Origin of the sequence: Photobacterium indicum (genome assembly GCF_003026215.1) — a bacterium.
In the GTDB taxonomy this organism is placed as follows: domain Bacteria; phylum Pseudomonadota; class Gammaproteobacteria; order Enterobacterales; family Vibrionaceae; genus Photobacterium; species Photobacterium indicum.
Genome location: NZ_PYOC01000011.1, coordinates 79128 through 102142 on the forward strand (window position 1 = coordinate 79128; position 23015 = coordinate 102142).

General features: G+C 42.6%; 29 protein-coding genes. 14 read left to right on the forward strand and 15 right to left on the reverse strand.

Annotation, left to right across the window (positions count from 1 at the left end):
• Positions 1-591, forward strand: coding sequence for a phosphoheptose isomerase (locus tag C9J47_RS21630; protein ID WP_107255361.1), 591 nt, complete (start codon positions 1-3; stop codon positions 589-591).
• A gap of 3 nt (positions 592-594) precedes the next feature.
• Positions 595-1134 (forward strand): BON domain-containing protein, encoded by a 540-nt coding sequence (locus C9J47_RS21635; RefSeq protein WP_107255362.1) that lies wholly within the window; start codon positions 595-597, stop codon positions 1132-1134.
• 59 nt (positions 1135-1193) lie between these two features.
• Here C9J47_RS21635 and sspB read toward each other — a convergent pair whose 3' ends face one another.
• The 8 genes from sspB to zapE all read right to left on the reverse strand — a co-directional run bounded on the left by sspB (position 1194) and on the right by zapE (position 7575).
• On the reverse strand, positions 1194-1700 hold the full coding sequence (sspB, locus tag C9J47_RS21640) for a ClpXP protease specificity-enhancing factor (protein ID WP_107255363.1): 507 nt from the start codon (positions 1698-1700) through the stop codon (positions 1194-1196).
• Complete coding sequence (gene sspA / locus C9J47_RS21645; protein WP_006232441.1) at positions 1701-2339, reverse strand: stringent starvation protein SspA; 639 nt, start codon at positions 2337-2339, stop codon at positions 1701-1703.
• A gap of 87 nt (positions 2340-2426) precedes the next feature.
• The gene (locus C9J47_RS21650) at positions 2427-3164 is read right to left on the reverse strand and encodes a cytochrome c1 (protein WP_107255364.1); all 738 of its coding nucleotides are present in this window, start codon (positions 3162-3164) and stop codon (positions 2427-2429) included.
• Positions 3161-4426: a cytochrome b gene (locus C9J47_RS21655; RefSeq protein WP_107255365.1), complete on the reverse strand. Its 1266-nt coding sequence runs from the start codon at positions 4424-4426 to the stop codon at positions 3161-3163. Before C9J47_RS21655 ends, C9J47_RS21650 begins: the two co-directional genes overlap by 4 nt.
• Positions 4426-5016 carry a ubiquinol-cytochrome c reductase iron-sulfur subunit gene (gene petA / locus C9J47_RS21660; RefSeq protein WP_011219793.1) on the reverse strand — a complete coding sequence of 197 codons (591 nt, stop codon included), beginning with the start codon at positions 5014-5016 and terminating at the stop codon, positions 4426-4428. Before petA ends, C9J47_RS21655 begins: the two co-directional genes overlap by 1 nt.
• 329 nt (positions 5017-5345) lie before the next feature.
• Positions 5346-5738 (reverse strand): 30S ribosomal protein S9, encoded by a 393-nt coding sequence (rpsI, locus tag C9J47_RS21665; protein WP_006232437.1) that lies wholly within the window; start codon positions 5736-5738, stop codon positions 5346-5348.
• A gap of 15 nt (positions 5739-5753) precedes the next feature.
• The gene (rplM, locus tag C9J47_RS21670) at positions 5754-6182 is read right to left on the reverse strand and encodes a 50S ribosomal protein L13 (protein ID WP_006232436.1); all 429 of its coding nucleotides are present in this window, start codon (positions 6180-6182) and stop codon (positions 5754-5756) included.
• 289 nt (positions 6183-6471) lie between these two features.
• Positions 6472-7575 carry a cell division protein ZapE gene (gene zapE / locus C9J47_RS21675; RefSeq protein WP_107255366.1) on the reverse strand — a complete coding sequence of 368 codons (1104 nt, stop codon included), beginning with the start codon at positions 7573-7575 and terminating at the stop codon, positions 6472-6474.
• Between the two features lie 179 nt (positions 7576-7754).
• Between zapE and zapG the strand changes: the two genes are divergently transcribed.
• From zapG to degS, 3 genes are all read left to right on the forward strand, one after another.
• Positions 7755-8192 carry a Z-ring associated protein ZapG gene (gene zapG, locus C9J47_RS21680; protein WP_107255367.1) on the forward strand — a complete coding sequence of 146 codons (438 nt, stop codon included), beginning with the start codon at positions 7755-7757 and terminating at the stop codon, positions 8190-8192.
• Positions 8193-8307: 115 nt separating this feature from the next.
• Entirely contained in the window at positions 8308-9678 is a 1371-nt protein-coding gene (locus C9J47_RS21685) for a Do family serine endopeptidase (RefSeq protein ID WP_170107557.1), read from the forward strand.
• Between the two features lie 261 nt (positions 9679-9939).
• Positions 9940-11028 (forward strand): outer membrane-stress sensor serine endopeptidase DegS, encoded by a 1089-nt coding sequence (degS, locus tag C9J47_RS21695; protein WP_107255370.1) that lies wholly within the window; start codon positions 9940-9942, stop codon positions 11026-11028.
• Positions 11029-11111: 83 nt separating this feature from the next.
• On the opposite strand, the gene murA is transcribed toward degS, so the two are convergent.
• The 7 genes from murA to mlaF form a co-directional block, all read right to left on the reverse strand.
• Entirely contained in the window at positions 11112-12368 is a 1257-nt protein-coding gene (gene murA / locus C9J47_RS21700) for a UDP-N-acetylglucosamine 1-carboxyvinyltransferase (RefSeq protein ID WP_107255371.1), read from the reverse strand.
• A 10-nt stretch (positions 12369-12378) separates the two neighbouring features.
• Positions 12379-12633: a BolA family iron metabolism protein IbaG gene (gene ibaG, locus C9J47_RS21705; RefSeq protein ID WP_006232429.1), complete on the reverse strand. Its 255-nt coding sequence runs from the start codon at positions 12631-12633 to the stop codon at positions 12379-12381.
• 19 nt (positions 12634-12652) lie between these two features.
• Entirely contained in the window at positions 12653-12964 is a 312-nt protein-coding gene (locus C9J47_RS21710) for an STAS domain-containing protein (RefSeq protein ID WP_107255372.1), read from the reverse strand.
• Complete coding sequence (mlaC, locus tag C9J47_RS21715) at positions 12957-13601, reverse strand: phospholipid-binding protein MlaC (protein ID WP_107255373.1); 645 nt, start codon at positions 13599-13601, stop codon at positions 12957-12959. Before mlaC ends, C9J47_RS21710 begins: the two co-directional genes overlap by 8 nt.
• A 7-nt stretch (positions 13602-13608) precedes the next feature.
• Positions 13609-14088 (reverse strand): outer membrane lipid asymmetry maintenance protein MlaD, encoded by a 480-nt coding sequence (mlaD, locus tag C9J47_RS21720; RefSeq protein WP_170107558.1) that lies wholly within the window; start codon positions 14086-14088, stop codon positions 13609-13611.
• 88 nt (positions 14089-14176) lie between these two features.
• The gene (gene mlaE, locus C9J47_RS21725; RefSeq protein ID WP_107255375.1) at positions 14177-14959 is read right to left on the reverse strand and encodes a lipid asymmetry maintenance ABC transporter permease subunit MlaE; all 783 of its coding nucleotides are present in this window, start codon (positions 14957-14959) and stop codon (positions 14177-14179) included.
• Positions 14960-15055: 96 nt separating this feature from the next.
• The gene (gene mlaF, locus C9J47_RS21730; RefSeq protein WP_107255376.1) at positions 15056-15871 is read right to left on the reverse strand and encodes a phospholipid ABC transporter ATP-binding protein MlaF; all 816 of its coding nucleotides are present in this window, start codon (positions 15869-15871) and stop codon (positions 15056-15058) included.
• 493 nt (positions 15872-16364) lie between these two features.
• Here mlaF and C9J47_RS21735 point away from each other — a divergent pair, with 493 nt between their 5' ends.
• From C9J47_RS21735 to ptsN, 9 genes are read left to right on the forward strand one after another with little or no spacing between them, the layout of a single operon-like run.
• Positions 16365-17330: a calcium/sodium antiporter gene (locus C9J47_RS21735; RefSeq protein WP_107255377.1), complete on the forward strand. Its 966-nt coding sequence runs from the start codon at positions 16365-16367 to the stop codon at positions 17328-17330.
• A 12-nt stretch (positions 17331-17342) separates the two neighbouring features.
• A complete protein-coding gene (locus C9J47_RS21740; RefSeq protein WP_107243707.1) occupies positions 17343-18314 on the forward strand; it encodes a KpsF/GutQ family sugar-phosphate isomerase in 972 nt (323 codons plus the stop codon).
• Positions 18314-18871, forward strand: a complete 558-nt coding sequence (gene kdsC / locus C9J47_RS21745; RefSeq protein WP_107255378.1) for a 3-deoxy-manno-octulosonate-8-phosphatase KdsC — start codon at positions 18314-18316, stop codon at positions 18869-18871. The genes C9J47_RS21740 and kdsC overlap by 1 nt, the downstream gene beginning before the upstream one ends.
• Positions 18868-19431 carry an LPS export ABC transporter periplasmic protein LptC gene (gene lptC / locus C9J47_RS21750; protein WP_107255379.1) on the forward strand — a complete coding sequence of 188 codons (564 nt, stop codon included), beginning with the start codon at positions 18868-18870 and terminating at the stop codon, positions 19429-19431. Before kdsC ends, lptC begins: the two co-directional genes overlap by 4 nt.
• The gene (lptA, locus tag C9J47_RS21755; RefSeq protein WP_107243704.1) at positions 19412-19915 is read left to right on the forward strand and encodes a lipopolysaccharide transport periplasmic protein LptA; all 504 of its coding nucleotides are present in this window, start codon (positions 19412-19414) and stop codon (positions 19913-19915) included. The genes lptC and lptA overlap by 20 nt, the downstream gene beginning before the upstream one ends.
• Positions 19916-19924: 9 nt before the next feature.
• Positions 19925-20650 (forward strand): LPS export ABC transporter ATP-binding protein, encoded by a 726-nt coding sequence (lptB, locus tag C9J47_RS21760; RefSeq protein ID WP_006232417.1) that lies wholly within the window; start codon positions 19925-19927, stop codon positions 20648-20650.
• A gap of 53 nt (positions 20651-20703) precedes the next feature.
• The gene (locus tag C9J47_RS21765; protein ID WP_107255380.1) at positions 20704-22218 is read left to right on the forward strand and encodes an RNA polymerase factor sigma-54; all 1515 of its coding nucleotides are present in this window, start codon (positions 20704-20706) and stop codon (positions 22216-22218) included.
• A gap of 26 nt (positions 22219-22244) precedes the next feature.
• Positions 22245-22532 (forward strand): ribosome hibernation promoting factor, encoded by a 288-nt coding sequence (gene hpf / locus C9J47_RS21770; RefSeq protein ID WP_107255381.1) that lies wholly within the window; start codon positions 22245-22247, stop codon positions 22530-22532.
• A gap of 2 nt (positions 22533-22534) precedes the next feature.
• On the forward strand, positions 22535-22984 hold the full coding sequence (ptsN, locus tag C9J47_RS21775) for a PTS IIA-like nitrogen regulatory protein PtsN (protein WP_107255382.1): 450 nt from the start codon (positions 22535-22537) through the stop codon (positions 22982-22984).
• The last annotated feature ends 31 nt before the right edge of the window (positions 22985-23015 follow it).

Genomic DNA, 23015 nt, shown 5'->3' on the forward strand with positions numbered 1-23015 from the left:
ATGCAAGAAAGCATCCGTGAGAGTTTTAAAGAAAGTATCCAAACCCAAATAGCCGCTGCAGAAGCATTACCTGATGCGATATCTAAAGCCGCACAAGTTATGGTTCAAAGTCTTCTTAACGGTAACAAGATCCTTTGTTGTGGTAATGGCGGCTCCGCTGCAAATTCGCAGCACTTTGCTTCTTGTTTGATCAACCGCTTTGAAACAGAGCGCCCTAGCCTACCGGCATTATCATTAACCGCAGACACGACCACACTAACTGCGGTAGCGAATGACTACCACCATGACGAAGTCTTCTCTAAACAGGTACGAGCGTTAGGTCAAGCGGGTGATATTTTATTTGTACTTTCTACCAGCGGTAACAGTAAAAACATTATTAAAGCCATGGAAGCTGCACTTACTCGTGACATGACAATAATCGCACTCACCGGCAAAGATGGTGGTGAAATGGCGGGCTTATTTGGTGTGCAAGACGTTGAAATTCGTATTCCGTCACAACGTACAGCCCGAATTCAAGAAGGTCACTTACTGACTTTACACTGTTTATGTGATTTGATTGACCAAGTATTGTTTCCACAGCACGAAGGATAAATAATGATACTACGCCAAGTGTTGGTGGTTGCTATGTTAATGCTATTACAGGGTTGTTCGGGGTTATCATCGAATGATCCTCGTAATACGACACAACAGTGGCATGACCAAGAAATTGAAATGGAAGTCGGCGGGCTCGTCAATAAACCCCCTTTTCGCCAACTGGCAAGAATAAATGCCATTGCGACAGAGGGAAATGTTTTACTGGTTGGTCAAGCAGTCGATCAGGAAACCCAATCGTTACTCGGCGAAAAAGTACGAGAACTGAGTAATGTGCAGCATGTTTACAATCAGGTGAAGGTTCGTGCTCTACCTACGCTTGGTGAAATCAGTAGTGATAGCTGGATCACCACAAAAGTGAAATCTCAGATGGTGGCAAGTAAGCAGCTAAAAGATGCCTTTATTAAAGTCATTACTGAAGGGCAGGAAGTATACCTATTAGGTTACGTTACTCGCACACAGGGCGATACAGCGTCAGAAATTGCCCGTAATGTGTCAGGCGTTAAGAATGTCATCAAAGTATTTCAATACCCTGAAGGTTAAACCTCGCTAGCAACAGCACTCACTAGAAAATAAAAACGCAGCTCAGAGGCTGCGTTTTTTTATTTTACGACACGAAGACTTGGACGACCTCTAGGGCGAGGTGGTTCATCATCAGGTTCACTGTCATCACTTATTTCAGCAGTCACTGCTACAGGTGCTAACGTTTCAGCCTGAACTTCTACGATACCGTCAATTTCAGCTTCTTCATTTTCGTCAAAAGCATCAAGGTCAGTCGCATAAGCTGGTTCTGGATCGAACATTGTACCCGCACCATTTTCTCGCGCATAAATCGCAACAACAGCATACATAGGTACAATAACAGCATGTGGACGGCCACTAAAACGAGCATTAAAGCTAACAGCTTCATTACCCAATTCTAAGTTGCCTACCGCGCGCGGCGCAATGTTCAGAACAATCTGACCATCACTTACGAATTCCATTGGCACTTGTGCACCAGGTAACGTGGCATCCACGACCAAGTGCGGTGTCAAATCGTTATCCACCAGCCAATCGTAAAACGCACGCACCAAATAAGGACGACGCGGCGTCATTTTTTCCATGTCCATTTACTGTCCAGTCAAGCGCATTTCGCGCTCAGCTTCAGTAAGAGATGCAAGGAAAGAATCTCGTTCAAACACACGAGTCATGTATGCTTTAACTTCTTTCGAACCGACACCACTTAGCTCAATACCCATTTCAGGTAAGCGCCATAGTAGCGGAGCAAGGTAACAATCTACCAAGCTAAATTCATCACTCATGAAGTAAGAATATTCAGCAAAAACAGGTGCAAGAGCTAGAAGCTCTTCACGCAATTGCTTACGTGCTTTGTCTGCTTCGTCCGCAGTACCTTTGTTCACTTTTTCAGCTAACGTGTACCAGTTACGTTCAATGCGGTACATCATCAGACGACTATTACCACGAGCAACAGGGTACACAGGCATTAGAGGTGGGTGAGGGAAACGCTCATCCAAGTACTCCATAATGATGCCTGCTTGATATAAAGCGAGTTCACGGTCAACAAGAGTTGGCACTGAATTGTATGGATTTAGGTCAAGCAGATCTTCAGGCAGGTTATTTGGATCAACCAGCTCAATTTCAACACTAACACCTTTTTCAGCTAGTACGATACGCACCTGATGGCTGTAAATATCCGACGCATCAGAATACAGAGTCATCACAGAGCGTTTATTGGCAGCAACAGCCATTGACCCCTCCAGTATAATTAAATTACACAAAAAGCAATGGGGGCTGGAGCCCCCATTGCGAGATTCTTAACCGTCTAGATTACCCGATCAGTGGACATCACGCCAATATTCTTTCTTCAACAACACTGTTAATACAAAGAATATAACGATAAAGCCCATTACCCATAAGCCTAAACGCTGGCGTTCAAGCTTCATCGGTTCAGCTGAATACTCAAGAAAGTTGACAAGATCACGTACAACATCATCATACTCGTCGGCGTTTAATTCACCGGCACCGTTAGACTTCAGCCCTACATATTCTTGAACCTCTTCACCATCAACTAGACGCGTTTCATATATTTTTGTTGGTACACCTTGTAGCTCTTCCAACACATGAGGCATACCCACGCTTGGGAATATGACATTGTTCACGCCAAATGGACGTGATGGGTCAGCATAAAAAGAGCGTAAGTAAGTATACAACCAATCGGTACCACGCACTCGGGCAACCAGCGTCAAATCTGGAGCTGGCGCACCAAACGATGCCGCGGCGTATTCCGTTGAGATGGAATTCGTCATCAGATCACCCACTTTCGCATTTTCATCGAAAATCAGGTTATCTCTCATCAGATCCAATGGAATATCCAAATCTGTCGCAACACGCTCATAGCGCTGATATTGCGTTGCGTGACAACCAAAGCAATAGTTTACAAACGTTTTTGCACCACGTTGTAACGATGCTTTGTCCGATATGTCATTGTTAGCAGCATCTAAATGTACGTTACCACCCGCCGCCATAACTACAGACGGCAACAGAGCTAGTAGCATTACAATCAATTTTTTCATTTGAATGTCACCCTCTCTGGTAGTGGTTTCGTCGCTTCATTTTTACTGTACACAAACAATAAAATGAAGAACATAAAGTACCCAAAGCTGAAAATCTGAGCCATTAAGGTATACAGCGCCGTTGCAGGTAGCGAGCCAAGAATACCAAGCGCAATAAAGCTAATTGTAAACTGAATAATATTCGCTAAATGCAGCTTACTACGGTAACGGTAAGAACGAACTTTACAACGATCAAACCATGGCAGTAAGAACAAGAAGACAATCGACGCCCCCATTGCAACCACACCTAACAACTTATCAGGCACCGCACGCAAAATGGCGTAAAACGGAGTGAAATACCAAACAGGCGCAATATGTTCAGGCGTTTTCAGCGGGTTTGCGGCTTCAAAGTTAGGTGGCTCAAGGAAATAACCGCCCATCTCTGGATTAAAGAACAACACATAGCTGAACAAAAATGCAAAAACAGCAACACCAACTAAATCTTTCACCGTACCGTAAGGATGGAATGGGATTGAATCAATAACGTCGTATTTACCGCTGTATTGCTTATGGAATGGGAATTGTGTCTTGTAGCCTTCCCCTTTACTGCCTTTCGGAAGCTTAGTCTCGATACCGTCAGGGTTATTTGAGCCCACTTCATGCAATGCAAGTACATGCAATACAATCAATAATAACAATACAATTGGAAGAGCAATCACGTGAAGTGCAAAGAAACGGTTCAACGTCGCACCAGAGATAACATAATCACCACGAATCCATAGTGTTAAGTCATCACCGATAACAGGAATAGCACCAAACAGTGAAATGATTACCTGTGCGCCCCAGTAAGACATTTGCCCCCAAGGTAACAAGTACCCCATGAAAGCTTCAGCCATTAACACTAGGAAAATCAGCATACCAAATAGCCACAATAATTCGCGAGGCTTTTGATAAGAACCGTAAATTAACCCACGAAACATATGCAAATATACAACAATAAAGAACGCAGATGCGCCCGTTGAATGCATATAACGCAGTAACCAACCGTAGTCCACATCACGCATGATGTATTCCACAGAAGCAAATGCACCATCACCAGATGGAACATAATTCATGGTAAGCCAAATACCCGTTACTAGCTGATTAACTAGTACCAACATGGCTAATGAACCAAAAATATACCAAAAGTTAAAGTTCTTCGGCATAGGGTATTCAGATAAATGCTTTTTATAAGCATCCATCACGGGTAAACGTTTTTCAATCCAACCGAGTAAAGCGTCCATTAGGCAGCCCCCTCATCAATACCGATAATAATCGAATGATCGCTAACGAACATATGCGGCGGTACCACCAAGTTTAATGGTGCAGGTACGCCAGCAAATACACGACCAGCCATATCGAACTTTGAACCATGACAAGGACAGAAGAAACCTGAACTGACACCACTCACTTGCTCACTAAAACTGTCTGGTAAATAGGTAGGGGAACAACCGAGGTGGGTACAGATACCTACGGCTAAAAAGATTTCAGGTTTAACTGAACGGAACTTATTGTGGGCATAAGTAGGTTGCTGCGGTTCATCCGAATTAGGATCACGAAGCTGAGCATCATGCTCACCTAACTCTTTCAAAATGGCATCACCACGACGCACAACCCAAACTGGTTTACCACGCCATTCGACGCGAACCATTTGGCCATCTTCCAATTTACTGATATCAACTTCAACTGGAGCCCCGGCAGCTTTCGCTCTCGCACTTGGGTTCCACGATTTGATAAAAGGTACGGCTACAGCTACTGCACCCAGACCTCCAACAACCGAAGTCGTCGCAGTTAGGAAGCGGCGTCTGCCGTTACTTACTGGCGCATTGCTCATCCAAACATTCTCCAATGTGCTCCCGCGCTGGATTATTATTATTTCCTTATGCGTCCCTGGAGCTTACGACTAACTTTAAAACAAAAAGATACAACAGGTATTTTGTTACAATTTATAGCTATGATTAACAAGCCAAATGATAAAGAAAACCCCACTTTTTGACAAGTTAAAGCTACCTTTTTGCAACAAATGTGAGAGGTATGTTCTTTTTGTTTCAAAACCTAGTTAAATACATTAAAAAACGACATTTTTAAGACAAAAAAAAGCCCAACCCGAGGGCTGAGCTTTTCTGGTACACAGTAACCAGATATAAAATCTGGCGCGTAATATTAACGCTTTGAGAACTGTGGACGACGACGTGCTTTACGTAGACCAACTTTCTTACGCTCAACTTTACGTGCGTCACGAGTAACATAACCCGCTGCGCGTAGAGTAGGACGTAGAGTCTCATCGTATTCCATAAGTGCACGGGTAATACCGTGACGAATAGCGCCAGATTGACCAGTAATACCACCACCTTTAACAGTGATGTTTAGGTCAAACTTGTCTACCATGTCTAGAAGAACTAGCGGCTGGTTAACAACCATGCGAGCTGTTTCACGACCAAAGTAAACTTCAAGGCTACGCTTGTTGATTACAATTTTGCCAGTACCCGGTTTGATGAAAACGCGAGCAGCTGAGCTTTTGCGACGGCCAGTGCCGTAGTATTGATTCTCTGCCATTGTCATAATTCCCAATTAGATGTCTAGTACTTTAGGCTGCTGTGCAGCATGGTTGTGCTCAGTACCCGCGTAAACTTTAAGCTTACGGTACATTGCACGGCCTAGAGGACCCTTAGGAAGCATGCCTTTAACAGCAGTTTCGATAACCATTTCTGGCTTCTTATCGATAAGCTTTTCAAAGCTGATTGACTTAAGACCACCGATGAAACCTGTGTGGTGGTGGTACATCTTGTCAGTTCTCTTAGCGCCAGTTACAGCAACTTTTTCAGCGTTGATAACTACAATGTAGTCACCAGTGTCAACGTGCGGAGTGTACTCCGGCTTATGCTTACCACGTAGACGAGATGCGATTTCAGTTGCTAGACGGCCAAGAGTTTTACCTTCAGCGTCAACAACATACCAGTCACGTTTTACAGTTTCTGGTTTAGCAACGAAAGTTTTCATGCTAATAATTACCCGATAATAAAATTGATTCACTTACAAAGGAATACCCCAAAAAGGTACTCCCTCACTGTACAGAGCCCAGTCATCACCCCTTCGAGCGGTTGGCACTCCCGACTTTCGTCGATACAGGTACGGTGGGTCGCAAGATTATAGGGAAGGGTGGAGAAAAAATCACCTTTTTTTCAAAAAAAAATGATATTTTTTCTTTTTAATCAAAATATCGCTTAAAAGTCAGATATTTTGATGCCTTCATTAGCAGTATTAACCTTAATTCGTTCTGAATGATTGATTAAGGCAAATGCGGTTTTGCTAGGTAATCGTGGCTTTGCATCTCAATAAGACGTGAACAACAGCGTTTAAACTCAAAATCCAAGCGACCATCACAATAAAGGCTATCTAGCCCGACCGCTGCTGAGATAATCAGTTTTACATTGCGATCATAAAACTCATCGACCATGGCAATAAATCGACGCGCGGCGTCATCTTCTTTTTCGCCCATTACAATAACGTTAGATAAGAATACCGTGTGATAAATACGTGCAATTTCCATGTAATCTGTTTGGCTACGCGCTGTCTGACATAACGTCTTGAAAGTAAAATGGACAATCCCATCAGCTTCTCGCACCGTAGGCAACATGCGGTTGTTAATTTCAATCTCGTGTTGTTGGGTTCTTGGCTCTACCGACAGTTGCATAAAGTACTGCTCAATATTGATCCGAGCTTGTTCATCTAATGGTGAATGATAGATTTCAGCTTGCTCTAAAGTACGAAGTCGATAATCAATACCGGAATCGACATTAACAACAAAACAATGTTCCTGAATTAGCGCGATTGCAGGCAAAAAACGCGCACGTTGTAAACCATTGCGATAAAGATCTTCAGGGGGAATATTTGACGTTGCGACTAACGTAATACCGCGCTTAAATAATGCTTCAAATAGCGTACCTAGAATCATTGCATCGGTAATATCAGACACGAAAAATTCATCAAAACAGATAATGTCGGTTTCGACTTTAAAAATATCAGCTACCAGTTCGAGAGGATCTGATTGAGCACCAAGCTGTTGCATTTCATGATGAACGCGGTGCATGAAACGATGGAAGTGTATCCGCATTTTACGATCTGTTGGCAAGCATTCGAAGAAGGTATCAACCAGATACGTTTTACCTCGCCCTACCCCTCCCCAGAAATACACTCCTTTAACGGGCGTAATCGCCGCTGGTTTATGATTACGTTTAAAAAAGCGACCAACTAAAGAAGGTTTCACTTCCGATGGCGGAAGTAGCATGCGATGGTAGAGTTCATCAAGATGTGCAACTGCATTTGCTTGTGCCTCATCAGCAAAAAAGTCTTCTTGCTTTAGGTCTTGTTGATATACCTGTTTTGGCGTCATCCTTAATCCACTACCTTGTTAATATCCGTACAAATGTTCTTCAGACTGTCAATAACAATCTACGTTAACGTGAGACCATCGTTAATCTCAATAAATAGAGTACCATGCCTGATTCTCTGCATGTATAGTAAATAGACAGGCTTAAACCTAATTTCAATTCAGTCAAAAGGAGTTTTTTTATGGCTTGGATTTATGCGCTTATTATTTTCGTAGCTGGTGCTGTTGTTGGTGCGTTTGCCGCACGTTTAGGTAACAAAAGCCTAAAGCAACAAAAAGAACTAAAGAAAGATCTCGATAAATCAAAATACGAACTTGAGCAATATCGCCAAGAGCTCGTTGACCATTTTGCTCGCAGTGCAGAACTGCTTGATAATGTCGCTAAAGACTACAGTAAACTCTATGAGCATATGGCAAAAACATCAACCGAGCTAATGCCTAATTTACCAGAGCAAGATAATCCTTTTGCTCGCCGTATTAGCACACTAGAAGCCGTTAAGCAGCCAGCAGAGCCATTGCATGATCAACCTCGCGATTATGCCAGTGGTGCAACGGGTCTTTTCAATGACAAGCCTGTTGAAGAATCAGCAGAAAAAGTTGAAGAATCAAAAGCTAGTTAACCAAACACGCCAGCACAAACGGCAACCGTATCGGTGAAAGGTTGCACTTAGCGCTGGGAACTTAGCTCCGGTTTACAGGTCGAAATAAGCACTTGTTAAACCGGAGTTAACTATAATGAAGAAGCCTTTACTTGTTTTAAGTGCACTGGCACTAGGTATCAGCTCTGTTATAACCCCTATAACAGCAACCGCTGCCTTACCTGTATCTGTCAATAACCAACAACTCCCTAGCCTAGCACCTATGCTAGAAAAAGTGACTCCCGCTGTTGTCAGTATTGCGGTCGAAGGGAAGCACACATCCACACAACAACTGCCTGATTCATTCCGATTCTTTTTTGGCCCTGATTTCCCCGAAGAACAAATTAGAGAGCAGCCATTTCGAGGCTTAGGCTCTGGCGTTATTGTCGATGCAGGTAAAGGCTACATCGTTACCAACCATCATGTCATTGATGGCGCAGACAAAATTATCGTTCAATTTCATGATGGCAGAGAACTAACAGCTGAGTTGATTGGCAGTGATAACATGTCGGATATTGCTTTATTGCAAGTTAAAGCTCCCAAAGACCTTACTGAAATCAAGCTCGCTGATTCTGATCAACTGCGTGTGGGGGATTATACGGTAGCGATAGGTAACCCATTTGGTTTAGGTCAAACGGTGACATCTGGCATTGTTTCAGCGCTTGGGCGAAGTGGCTTAAATATTGAAAACTTTGAAAACTTTATTCAAACCGATGCTGCAATTAATAGCGGTAACTCTGGCGGCGCTTTAGTTAATCTTAATGGCGAGCTCATTGGCATCAATACCGCTATTCTTGGCCCTAATGGTGGCAACATCGGGATTGGTTTTGCCATTCCATCCAATATGGTCAGAAGCCTTACCGAGCAAATATTAGAATTTGGCGAAGTGAAACGTGGCGTTCTTGGCGTTCAAGGCGGTGAATTAACCGCTGAATTAGCGGAAGCATTTGGCTATGAGACTAACCAAGGTGCTTTTGTTAACCAAGTAATGCCAGATTCATCGGCAGAAAAAGCGGGACTAAAAGCCGGGGATATCATCGTTTCAGTTAACGGTAAAAACATCCGTACCTTTGGAGAATTGCGAGCCAAAATTGCCACTCTAGGTGCGGGTAAAAAAGTCACTCTGGGTATAGTGCGTGATGGTAGTAAGGCAAAGGATTTCACGGTAACGCTACAAGAGATGGCTCAAAACACCATGAAAGCCGATAATTTACATCCAGGATTAGTCGGAGCTGAATTTGCTAACACAAGCTCTAGCGATAAAACTAAAGGGGTTAAAGTCATTAATATTGATGAAAAATCTCTCGCAGCTCGCTATGGTTTGCTGAAAGGCGACATCATCATCGGGCTCAATCGTAGCCCCATTAAAAACTTAGGCCAATTGCGTAAAGCGCTTGAAAAGAAACCAGCAGTATTAGCGTTAGAAGTGCAACGTAAAGACGCCGTACTTTATTTGATCATTCGCTGATCGTTCATTCGCACTTACCTCGCCCCGAGTTTCTCTCTCGGGGCAATACTAGATCTGAGCCCTTCTCCCCCCGCTTCACCATCGCGCTCATCGCCGTTAAATTTATTTGGTATATCTCTCTTGATCTTCGATACTTATCAAGAACTGTACGAAACGTATGGATTACACCAAATAAGCTGAATGAATCCGTTTGGTATCGAAGTCTTGGGATGCTATCCTGCGCAGTCACTTTTCGTATTTTAATGTATTCAGGGAGCATTGATGCTGGCTTTCTTAAGTCGTTCTGTCTTACTAGGCATCGCTACAGCTGCGATATTACTCGTGGCTATTCCTGAATTACGTAGCCAAATGTTTACCTCTTCAGTTTCATTATCTGAACCGGATACCAAGCCAGCACAAATATCATTTAATAATGCCGTACGCCGAGCATCACCTGCTGTCGTTAATATTTATAACCGACGATACGATGCGAATGATCGCTTAAAGCTGAGTACTCAAGGATTGGGTTCCGGTGTCATCATGAGTGATAAGGGCTATATCATTACGAACTATCATGTCGTAGCACAAGCCGATCAAGTTATTATCGCATTACAGGATGGTCGTTTTTTCACGGGTCAACTTATCGGTAAAGATCAGCGTACTGATATTGCGGTGCTAAAAATTCAAGCTGAAAACTTACCCGTGATTCCGCTAAATCCTAAGTATAACCCGGTCGTTGGCGATGTCGTGTTAGCGATAGGCAACCCCTACAATCTGGGTCAAACAACAACTTACGGCATTATTTCTGCGACTGGGCGCTCTGGGATGAGTTTTTATGGTCGTCAAGATTTCTTGCAAACAGATGCCGCGATCAATGAAGGAAACTCTGGCGGTGCTTTAGTCAATACACGTGGTGAACTTGTCGGCATCAATACAGCCTCTTTCCAGCAAGCAACCGATATTGAAACATACGGTATTTCTTTTGCTATTCCCTATGAGTTAACTCATAAGATAATGAAAAAACTCATTGCTGATGGACGTGTCATTCGAGGCTATATCGGGATTGATGGCCGTGAAATTAATCCTGTTATGGCACGCTTATACGATGCCGATCAAGTTAGCGGGATTATTGTGATGGGCATGGATCCGAATGGGCCCGCAACAAAAGCAGGGTTTAAGGCGCAAGACATCTTGGTTGAGATAGATGGTAAGCCTGTCACTGATATGCGTAATGTACTCGATATTGTGACCGAATTACGCCCAGGCAGTACGGTTGCAATGAAAGTACTTCGAAATGGTAAGCCATTAATATTATCAGTACTCATTGCAGATGAACCAGAAGTGCCTGAGCCTGTAGCAACTAGCAACTAGCAACTAGCAACTTATCACTGGCAGTCATATAAAAAAACCTCGCAAGGCGAGGTTTTTTATTATACGTCAAGCAACGTTAGTAATTACTCACTTATACGCTCAATGTTCATGCCTAGGGCACTGAACTTGCCTTCAATGTGCTCGTAACCACGGTCTATGTGGTAAATACGATCAACAATGGTTTCGCCTTCAGCAATGCTACCTGCAATCACCAAGCTTGCTGATGCACGCAAATCTGTTGCCATCACTTGCGCACCACTAAAACCGTCTGTATCACCGCAAATAACCGTGTTACCTTCGATTTCAGCACGAGCACCCATACGAATAAGTTCAGGAATATGCATGAAACGATTTTCAAAAATCGTTTCAGTAATAATACCCGTTCCTTTCGCAACTAGGTTCAATAATGAGAACTGAGCCTGCATATCAGTAGGGAAGCCAGGATGCGGCGCTGTACGAATGTTGACGGCTTTTAATTCTCGATCAGTCATATCAATACTGATCCAGTTATCACCGGTTTCAATTGCTGCACCCGCTTCTTCAAGCTTCGCTAATACCGCCTCTAGCAATGCTGGTCGAGTATTACGACACAGTATTTTACCGCCAGAAACCGCAGCAGCCACTAAGAAAGTACCAGTTTCGATGCGGTCAGCAACCACTTCATGATAACCACCACCCAAACGCTCAACGCCTTCAATCGTAATGGTATCAGTACCTGCACCTGTAACCTTGGCACCAATCGCATTTAAGAAATCGGCAGTATCAACAATTTCAGGTTCACGCGCAGCATTTTCAATAACCGTTGTGCCTTCTGCTAATGTCGCAGCAGACATAATCGTTACTGTCGCGCCAACACTGACCTTATCCATAACGATATGAGCACCTTTAAGGCGACCATCGACAGAAGCCTTAACGTAGCCTTCTTCTAATGTAATTGTCGCACCAAGCTGCTCTAGACCATGAATATGAAGATCAACAGGACGGGCACCAATTGCACACCCCCCCGGTAGAGAGACTTGTCCCTGACCAAAACGTGCAACCAATGGTCCAAGCGCCCAAATAGACGCTCGCATGGTTTTGACAAGATCGTAAGGGGCACAGAACTCATTAACACCACTAGCATCAATGAAAACTGACCCATTGCGGGTAATATTTACCCCCAAGCGACCCAGCAGTTCCATCGTTGTATCGATATCACGCAACTTTGGTACGTTCGCAATTTCTACTGGCTTTTCAGCTAATAAAGAGGCAAACAAAATCGGTAATGCTGCATTCTTAGCTCCAGAAATGGAGACTTCGCCGCTTAATGGGCCACCGCCCTGGATTCGAAACTTCTGCATCATAAACCTCTTACAGCGACATTAGCTTTTTATCACGCGCCCACTCAGCAGGCGTGTATGTCTTAATGCTCAACGCATGAATCGCGTTAGTCGCAATATGCTCCATCAATGGTGCATAGACGGTTTGTTGTTTTTTAACACGGCTCATACCGTCAAACATAGCACCCACTGCGATCACTTCGTAATGGCTACCTTCACCTTTAACAATGACTTCGTCTAATGTTAAGGCTGTTTCAAGAATTTGTTTAATTTCAGCGATTTCCACAAGCTATCCTCTTTGCTGCTCACTTTATATAGGCAGCTAACATTGATTCTACATGACTTAGGCGTAGCAAAGTTTTGAGCTGCTCTGGTACATTTAATAATGTGAAGTCACACCCCGCATTGATTAACTGCTGAGATAAATGAAGCAACATCACCATTCCGGCAGAGTCTACCCGAGATAAGCCCGAAAGATCGAGGGTTACCTTTGAACCCTGTGGCATCCATTCACATCTTTGCCGCCAAAAAGCTGGAACTGTGTCACGTTCCAATACCCCTGACAAGCAATAATCACCATTATCCAAGCTCTGTAACGTAATCTTTGCTTTATTCATTCGCACTCGCCTCACGGCGAATTGGTTTAGCCGCAAGGGTTATCAAATTTTGTGTTACAACATCAACACCTTCGGTACGAAGTTGACCACTCCACTCACTTTGCTTGGTTGATATCATACTGACGCCTTCAGCCACCATGTCAAAACCCTGCCATTCTTTAGTTTTTTTATTTTTACGTAATTTAAAATCTAAACGAATAGGTGGGCGTTTCGTATCAACAATATCAACACGCACAGAAACGATAGTACGATTAGCTGGAATGGCTTTCGGTGGCTCTATTTTTATATCCTGATTAGTATATTGCGTTAACACTTGTGCATAAGAAGCCACCAGATAATCAGTAAACGCATCAACAAAGTCATTACGCTGCTCTTTCGTGGTCTTCTTAAGCTGAGGACCTAATACTTTATACGCGGCATAACGTGTATTAATGTAAGGCAATAGCTCTTCTTTAACGACAATACGTAAATAGTCTGGGTTGGCTTGGATTCTCCCCTGCTCAGCCTTCAGTCGATCAAACGTTGTTTGAGAAACTGTCGCCATCATCGTATAGGGGTTGGTGGCATCAACCGTTGCAGCGCTAGCAAACAATGGCAATGACGCTAAACAAAATAAAAAATATCGAATCAATTTCATTATCTACCTACTTATCACTATCGCCGCCAATGCTATATAGCACTTGACCAATCATATCTTCCAAAACTAAGGCTGATTTCGTATCTTCCATTAAATCGCCATCATGCAGCATCTCGATATCATCATCGATAAAACCAGGACTTATGCCTAAGTATTGTTCACCCAATAAACCAGCCGTCAAAATAGCCGCAGAGCTGGTTTCAGGGAAGTACCCATATTTTTTCTCAATCGCCATTGTCACAACGGGCGTAAAGCTCTCGGTATCGAGGCTAATATCGATAATACGCCCAACTGAAACACCACCGACTTTTATCGGAGAACGGATTTTTAATCCACCAATATTATCGAAATGCGCTTTCAAAGTGTACGTATCATTAGTGCCAATGTTCTGTACATCAGCCACTTTAAAAACCAGCACAAGTAACGCGGCAATACCAGCCATAATAAATGTGCCTACCCATAATTCTAATTTTTTATTTTGATGCATCCGTTTATTCCCAACATCCATTAATAACAGCACACCTTAAACGCGTTAATATTTTTCGGTGTATGCAGTAAGAATATTTCTATTTATGTTAATTACCAAACATTAAGGCTGTCAGAACAAAGTCTAGCCCTAGTACTGCTAATGATGCATTAACCACGGTTCGTGTTGTTGCGCGACTAATACCTTCAGAGGTAGGAACTGCATCATAACCATTGAATACTGCAATCCATGTAATGGTAATAGCAAACACCACTGACTTGATAAAGCTATTACCAATATCTTCCCCTAGTTCCACAGAAGCCTGCATAACAGACCAAAAGCTTCCGTAATCAATACCTTTCCAATCAACCCCTACAAGCTGTCCACCCCAAATACCGACGGCGCTAAACATCATCGCCAGTAGAGGCATAGAAATAACTCCCGCCCAGAAACGTGGGGCAATCACTCGCCTCAGGGGATCAACCGCCATCATTTCCATGCTGGACAATTGTTCCGTTGCTTTCATTAAGCCAATTTCGGCGGTTAATGCAGAACCAGCTCTACCCGCGAAAAGTAATGCCGTCACAACAGGACCGAGTTCCCGTAACAATGACAATGCGACCATTTGACCTAAACTTGTTTCGGCCCCAAAATCCACTAAAACAATATAGCCTTGCAGGCTAAGTACCATGCCAATAAATAAGCCTGATACCATAATAATGGCGATAGATAAAACACCCACGGAATACAATTGCTTCATCAACAGTGGAAACATTTTTTTCGGTTGCGGTTTACTGACTAGCGCGCCGTACAGTAATAATGTTGCGCGACCGATAGTCTGAAACTTTTCAATCCCTTGACGTCCGACGCTCGCAATAAAGTCAATGAGCATAATTAAAGCTGCCTTTCCCTATATATACCAATCCAGACCATTTACTTATCTAGAATAGTCTTATGATTATTGTTATATCTCTTTTATTCTTAATCGCTATTTTGATGATATTTTTGCAAACAAATCTTGTTCTAATGCTCGAGCTGGATACTGAAAAGGAACCGGCCCATCAGCATCACCATCTAAAAACTGACGCACACGTTCATCAGTATTTGCTCGTAATTCATCCGGCGTACCACTACCGATAACTTTACCGCCAGATAATAAATAAACTTTATCGGCAATACTCATTACTTCAGGTACATCGTGCGATACGATCACAGAGGTAATACCTAATGCTTGATTTAAACTGCTAATCAATTTAACCAACACTCCCATAGTTATAGGATCTTGGCCCACAAACGGTTCGTCATACATCATTAAATCGGGATCAAGTGCAATTGCCCGCGCTAATGCCGCTCTGCGTGCCATACCACCTGATAACTCATTTGGCATAAGATTTGCCGCACCACGCAGCCCTACCGCTTCCAGCTTAAGTAATACTAACGTATCTAATAAATCTTCCGGTAAATCGGTATGCTCTCTTAATGGGAAGGCTACGTTATCAAATACGGTCATGTCGGTGAATAACGCACCCGATTGAAACAACATGCTCATACGCTTTCTTATTTGATAAAGCTGTGCACGTTTTAACTGAGGAACGTTAACTTGATCAAACCATATCTCACCGTAGTCAGGATCAATCTGGCCACCGATCAAACGTAATAATGTCGTTTTACCTATCCCTGAAGGTCCCATGATCGCCGTCACTTTACCTCTAGGTACGTCTAAGCTGACATCATCAAAAATTTTTCGGTCTCCACGAGAAAACGATACATTTTTAATTGATACTAATGTTTCACTCGATTCCATACCCGCCCTGTTTAGTTATTCCGTCTCTGCACTGACATGTTTAGACACATCACTTTGAAAAGTTGTCTTTTTTACAACCAGTGATAAATGATAGGTACTTTATGCAACCAACTCAAGGTGATAGCGGTTAGTTTATTATCATTTCATCGCTCTCGCTCTCATTGTGTGAGTTTAGCTCGTCACGATAATCAATTAACGGTCACATTTTGTCTGTCATTTATAGTGATAATAAATACTCCCCCTGATTTTGCACGCCGTTTTAATAATGGTAGCATGCCTTTATCTATATGGCCTACTCGACCTTTTTTAAGATGGTTATCAGACAATCTAGTCGGGTATACAAGAGAAATAGCTATAAGCAGCATCAATTAGTCACGACTATCGCTTCCCTTTTGCTAAGCTTCCCGTCAAAATTACCCTAATAATATGTAAAATTCGTTCGTTAACGTTTAAATTAATCGCAAAACGTATTAAAAAAAATAAAGGGATAAGAATGCTCGAAGCCATTGTGTTGCTATGTATCGGTTTAGCCTTACTTGTATGGAGTGCAGATCGACTCGTGTTTGGTGCAGCAGCACTAGCAAGAAACTTCGGTATTGCACCGCTTGTTATAGGCATGACTATTCTTGCTATGGGTTCTTCAGCGCCTGAAATGATGGTATCTGCAACAGCTGCACTGGCAGGAAAAACAGACACAGCTGTCGGTAACGTACTGGGCTCTAATATCGCTAATATCGCCCTTATCCTTGGTATCACCGCTTTAATGAAGCCGCTTTCGATTAGCTCCATTATTATTCGTCGCGAATTACCCCTCATGCTTGGCGTTACGCTCATCGCGGGTTTCTTGTTATGGGATAACTACCTAGGCTTTATGGAAGGTGTGCTGCTTGTCGTACTTTTCATCATATTTTTACTTGCGATGCTAAAAATTAGCCGCAATGCTAAAGATATTGGCGACCCACTTGCAGAAGAACAAGAATCAGAAATCCCAACGGGTGTTAGTAACAAAGCAGCTATTATTTGGGTTGTTGTTGGCATTATTCTACTACCTTATGCCGCAAGTATGCTGGTTGATTCAGCCGTCACAATTGCAAAATATTTCGGCATGAGCGATCTTCTTATCGGACTCACCATTATTGCAATTGGTACCAGCTTACCTGAGCTAGCAGCTTCCATTGCCAGCATCTTCAAAGGTGAAGATGATATGGCTGTCGGTAATATTATTGGTTCAAACGTATTCAATATACTCGCCGTTATGGGTATTCCAGGCTTAATTAACCCATCAGTAATTAGTCCTCTCGCGATGGGCCGCGACTTTTACGTTATGTTAGGTTTGTCGGTTTTATTACTCTTAATGGCGCTGGGTAAACGTCGCCGAATCAATCGTGTAGAAGGTGGCATTCTAGTTTTTTGTTTTATGGCTTATCAGTTCCACCTTTTTTATACTATGGCAGCTTAACGGAGATCCCTCATGTCAGAGAAGTTTGATTTTTGCGCCCATGGCCGTAAAGTTTTAGAAATTGAAATTGCGGCATTACAGCAGATTTCCCAATACATTAATGGCTGTTTTACTCAGGCTTGTGAACTCATTTTAAGTAGCCACGGCAAAGTCATCGTCATGGGAATGGGTAAATCGGGTCATATCGGCAATAAAATCGCCGCAACGCTAGCAAGTACTGGCACCCCTTCTTTCTTCGTTCACCCAGGTGAAGCCAGCCATGGTGATCTTGGGATGATTGAAAAAGGTGATGTCGTTCTAGCAATCTCAAACTCTGGCGAAGCCGGTGAAATTTTATCACTATTACCCGTTATAAAACGCCTTGGCATTCCATTGATCAGCGTGACAGGTAAACCAGAGTCGAGCATGGCAAAGTTCTCGCAAGTCCATTTGCAGATCACTGTTGCTGCAGAAGCTTGTCCGCTGAATCTAGCACCTACATCCAGTACAACGGCAACCTTAGCAATGGGTGATGCCTTGGCAATCGCACTAATGGAAGCGCGTGGCTTTACTGCTAATGATTTTGCATTATCACATCCTGGTGGTGCTTTAGGCCGAAAATTACTTCTGCGTATTGCTGATGTTATGCACACTGGCGACTTGCTTCCTATTATTGATGAAGCTGCCACCATTAAAGACGCCCTACTTGAAGTATCACGTAAAGGCTTAGGCATGACGGCAGTGGTCAATAGTGAGCAGCAACTTACGGGTATTTTCACTGATGGTGATTTACGTCGCTTACTGGATAAGCGCGTAGACATTCATAATACCGCGATTGGTGATGTGATGGGACGCAACCCATCAACCATTGAGGCAAATGTATTAGCAGCAGAAGGCTTAAAATTGATGGAAGATAACAAGATCAATGGATTGCTTATCACTGAAAATGGCCAATTAGTGGGTGCATTAAATATGCATGATTTATTAAAAGCCGGAGTAATGTAATGACAGATCAAGTCGATACAATTTATGGTCCGGTATGCTTAACCAACTATCAAAAAGCGAAAAATATTCGTTTATTAATTTGTGATGTTGATGGTGTGTTTTCAGATGGCCGTATTTACATGGGTAATGATGGTGAAGAATTAAAAACCTTTCATACCCGTGACGGCTATGGCATTAAGTCCCTAATGAATGCAGGCATTGAAATTGCGATCATTACAGGTCGTCAATCTGCGATTGTAGAAAATCGTATGACCGCCTTGGGAATCAAACACATCTATCAAGGGCAAGATAATAAAATTTCGGCTTATAACGATATTATTGCAAACCTCAACATTGATGCTGAACATACAGCCTATATTGGCGACGATTTAATTGATTGGCCGGTAATGGAAAAAATTGGCTTATCCGTTTGTGTTGCTGATGGCCATCCACTTCTGGCTCAGCGTGCTGACTTTGTCACTCGCATTCAAGGCGGTTATGGTGCTGTACGTGAAGTTTGCGATCTTATTCTTGAAGCTCGAGGGGAATTAGACCAGCATAAAGGGCTAAGTATATGACGTTACAAAGGCTACTCTGTGCACTACTTATTGTGATTTGTGCATGGTTTGGCTACTACTTGCTTGAAGATCGCTTTAAAGATGATGTTCAAGTAGAACCTGATGCTGAAAAACCATTATTTACGGGCAGCATTGTTACCAATACCGCGTTTAATGAATCAGGCATGCGTAGTTACCAAATTGATTCTGATTATTTAGAACACTTTAGTGTAAGTGGTGATACTGATTTTGATAAGCCCGTATTATGGGTATATCGCGATGGTGAAAATACAGAGTGGCGAATCAGTTCAAATACCGCCAAACTAGATAAAGACCAAGTCCTTCAAATGACGGGTAATGTACGTATATTTAACTTATTACCAGAATCCATCATGAAAGTTATGCAAACAGATACTTTACGACTGGATTTAATCACCAAAGATTTTGATACCGCAGATCACGTTGTTATTACTGGCACTGGCTTCCAAAACGAAGGCACTGGAATGAAAGGTAATATGGACCGAAGCGTGGCAACCTTATTGAATAATGTGAAAGGTAGATATGAAGCTTTACAAAATTAGCACGCTGCTGTTTCTGTGTTTAAGCACACCAAGCTGGGCATTAAGCAACGATACAGAGCAACCAATTTATATCGACTCTGATAACCAAGAATTGGATATCCAAAAAAACATCGTGACCTTTACAGGCAATGTTATTTTGCGCCAAGGCAGCATCGACATTCGTGCCGATAAAGTCGTGATTACCCGCCCAAATGGTCAGGACGGTCAAGAGACTATCGATGCCTATGGTAAGCCAGCAACCTTCCATCAAATCATGGATGATGGTAAACCTATCGATGGTGCTTCATTAAAAATGCGTTATGAAACAGCTATCGACTTCTTGAAAATGACTGACGAAGCCATTTTGATTCAAGAAGGCAGCGAGATTCAAGGTAAAGTCATCACCTATAAAATTGATGAACAAAGATTAGTTGCTGAAAGTGGTAAGAAAAAGCGTGTTACTACCATTCTTCAACCTAAAAACCTTAACAATAATAAAAAATAAGCGGCGGCAATGGCAATACTAAAAGCAGAACACTTAGCCAAAAGTTATAACGGACGTAAAGTCGTTTCAGACGTGAGCCTTGAAGTGGAATCAGGCAAAATTGTTGGCTTACTTGGACCAAACGGTGCAGGTAAAACCACCTCGTTTTACATGATTGTCGGATTAGTGGCACGAGATGAAGGTAAAATTACGATTGATGGTACCGACATCAGCCTTCAGCCGATGCACAATCGTTCTCGCATGGGTATTGGGTATCTGCCGCAAGAAGCCTCTATTTTCCGTCGTTTGTCGGTTCACGACAACCTAATGGCTGTGCTGCAAACCCGTAAAGAAATCACCAAGCAGCAACGCCAAGATAAACTTGAAGAATTATTAGATGAATTCAACATTCAGCACATCCGCAATAGTTTAGGCATGGCACTATCAGGCGGTGAACGCCGCCGCGTTGAAATCGCACGGGCTCTCGCTGCAAACCCAAAATTTATTCTACTTGATGAACCATTCGCAGGTGTCGATCCTATCTCTGTGATCGACATCAAGAAAATCATCGAACATTTACGCGATCGTGGGCTTGGTGTACTGATTACTGACCATAACGTTCGTGAAACATTGGATGTTTGTGAGCATGCATATATTGTAAGCCAAGGTCATTTGATCGCAAATGGCACACCATCAGATGTATTGAATGATGAACATGTGAAACGTGTTTATCTAGGTGACCAGTTCCGTCTATAGTTAGAAATAGATGGCAGGCACAATAAATATAATAATAAGGTGTATAAACACGAATGAAAACCTCGCTCCAGCTTAAGCTAGGCCAACAATTGGCAATGACGCCACAATTACAGCAAGCGATTCGTTTGTTGCAATTATCGACTTTGGATCTACAGCAAGAAATCCAAGAAGCTTTGGACAGCAATCCTTTGTTGGAGCTCGAGGAAAACCCTAACGATTCAGATTCCGACTCATCCGATAGTGATAAAAATACGGAGTCGATGAGTTCAGAACAGAATGACTCAGAAGGTTCGACTGATTCTGACTTATCAGACAATATTCAATCAGAACCTGAACCATTCGACACATCAGAAGTTATCGAGCAGCATGAAATGCCCGAAGAACTGCCTGTCGATACAACTTGGGATGATGTTTATAGTTCAGGAACAGGTAGTACCGGCATTGCTGTTAATGATGAAATGCCCGTCTATCAAGGTGAAACAACGGAATCACTTCAAGATTATTTGATGTGGCAAGTTCACCTAACGCCCTTCTCAGAAACCGATTTAACTATTGCGACCGCTATCATTGATGCCGTTGACGATAGAGGTTATCTGACTTGTTCAGCTGATGACATTCTTGAAAGTATGGGCGATGAAGAAGTTGAGTTAGATGAAGTAGAAGCCGTATTGAAACGAGTGCAACAATTTGACCCTTTAGGTGTTGCCTCTCGAAATTTACAAGAGTGCCTACTGCTTCAGCTTGCAACATTCCCCAAAGATACGCCATGGTTAACTGAAGCGAAACATTTGCTCACTCAGCATATTGATTTATTGGGTAACCGTGATTATCGCCAGTTGATGCGTGAAACTAAATTAAAAGAAAGTGAACTCAAATCAGTCATGCAACTGATCCATAATTTAGCCCCGCGCCCTGGTAATCGTATTATCGCGTCAGAAACTGAATACGTCATTCCTGATGTGTCTGTTATAAAAGATCATGGCAAGTGGGTAGTCACCATCAACCCTGATAGCGTACCTCGCATTCGAGTGAACCAACAATACGCAGCACTCAGCAAAACCACGCGCAACAGTGCTGATAGCCTATTTATCCGCACTCATTTACAAGATGCTAAATGGTTAATTAAAAGCTTAGAAAGCCGAAATGAAACCCTTTTAAAAGTGTCGCGCTGTATTGTTGAGCATCAGCAAGATTTCTTTGAGTATGGCGAAGAAGCCATGAAGCCGATGGTACTGAATGATATTGCGCTTGACGTTGAAATGCACGAATCAACGATTTCTCGTGTTACTACGCAAAAGTACATGCATACGCCACGTGGCATATTCGAATTAAAATACTTTTTCTCAAGTCATGTTAATACCGATAGCGGGGGTGAATGTTCATCAACCGCCATCCGAGCACTTGTTAAAAAGTTAGTCGCGGCAGAAAACCAAGCAAAACCTCTTAGTGACAGCAAAATTGCGACTTTACTGGCAGAACAAGGCATCATGGTAGCTAGAAGAACCATTGCTAAATACCGTGAATCCTTGGGGATTTCGCCATCTAACCAACGAAAACGTCTGATCTAACCAGATATAACGAAAGGAAGATGTCTATGCAAATCAATATCACTGGGCACCATGTTGAAGTTACTCAAGCTCTTCGCGAATATGTCACGACTAAATTTGACAAACTAGAGCGCTTTTTCGATAAGATTAATAATGTTCAAGTGATTTTGACCGTAGATAAACTACATCAAATAGCCGAAGCTACCTTGCACATTAACTGTGGTGAAATCCACGCAAAAGCGGATTCTGAAAATATGTATGCCGCTATAGACTCATTGACTGATAAACTCGTCCGTCAATTAAACAAACATAAAGATAAGCTCAACAGTCACTAATTATGCATCTTAGTAACGTATTGAGCCTGGACTGCACAAAAAGTGCAGTTCACTGCTCCAGCAAAAAACGCGCCCTAGAAATTATCAGCGAGATTGCCGCTGAGCACCTTGACCAAAATCCACAGCCTCTTTTTGAATGTATTTTAAGTCGTGAAAAAATGGGCAGTACAGGAATTGGTAACGGTATCGCTATCCCACACGGTCGAATTCAAAACAGTGATAAAGCTATCGCTATTCTTATTCAGTGTCAGGATCCCATTCAATTTGATGCCATCGATAACCAACCTGTCGATCTTCTTTTTGCTTTACTCGTGCCTGATGCACAATGTAAAGAGCACTTAAAGACCCTTTCAAGCATGGCAGAAAAGCTCAGTAATAAGCAGGTTTGTAAACAATTACGAACGGCTAAAAGTGATGAAGAGCTTTATCAAATCATGACAAATGAATCATAATTATCTACACCCCGTAATGATTGAGGTAGGT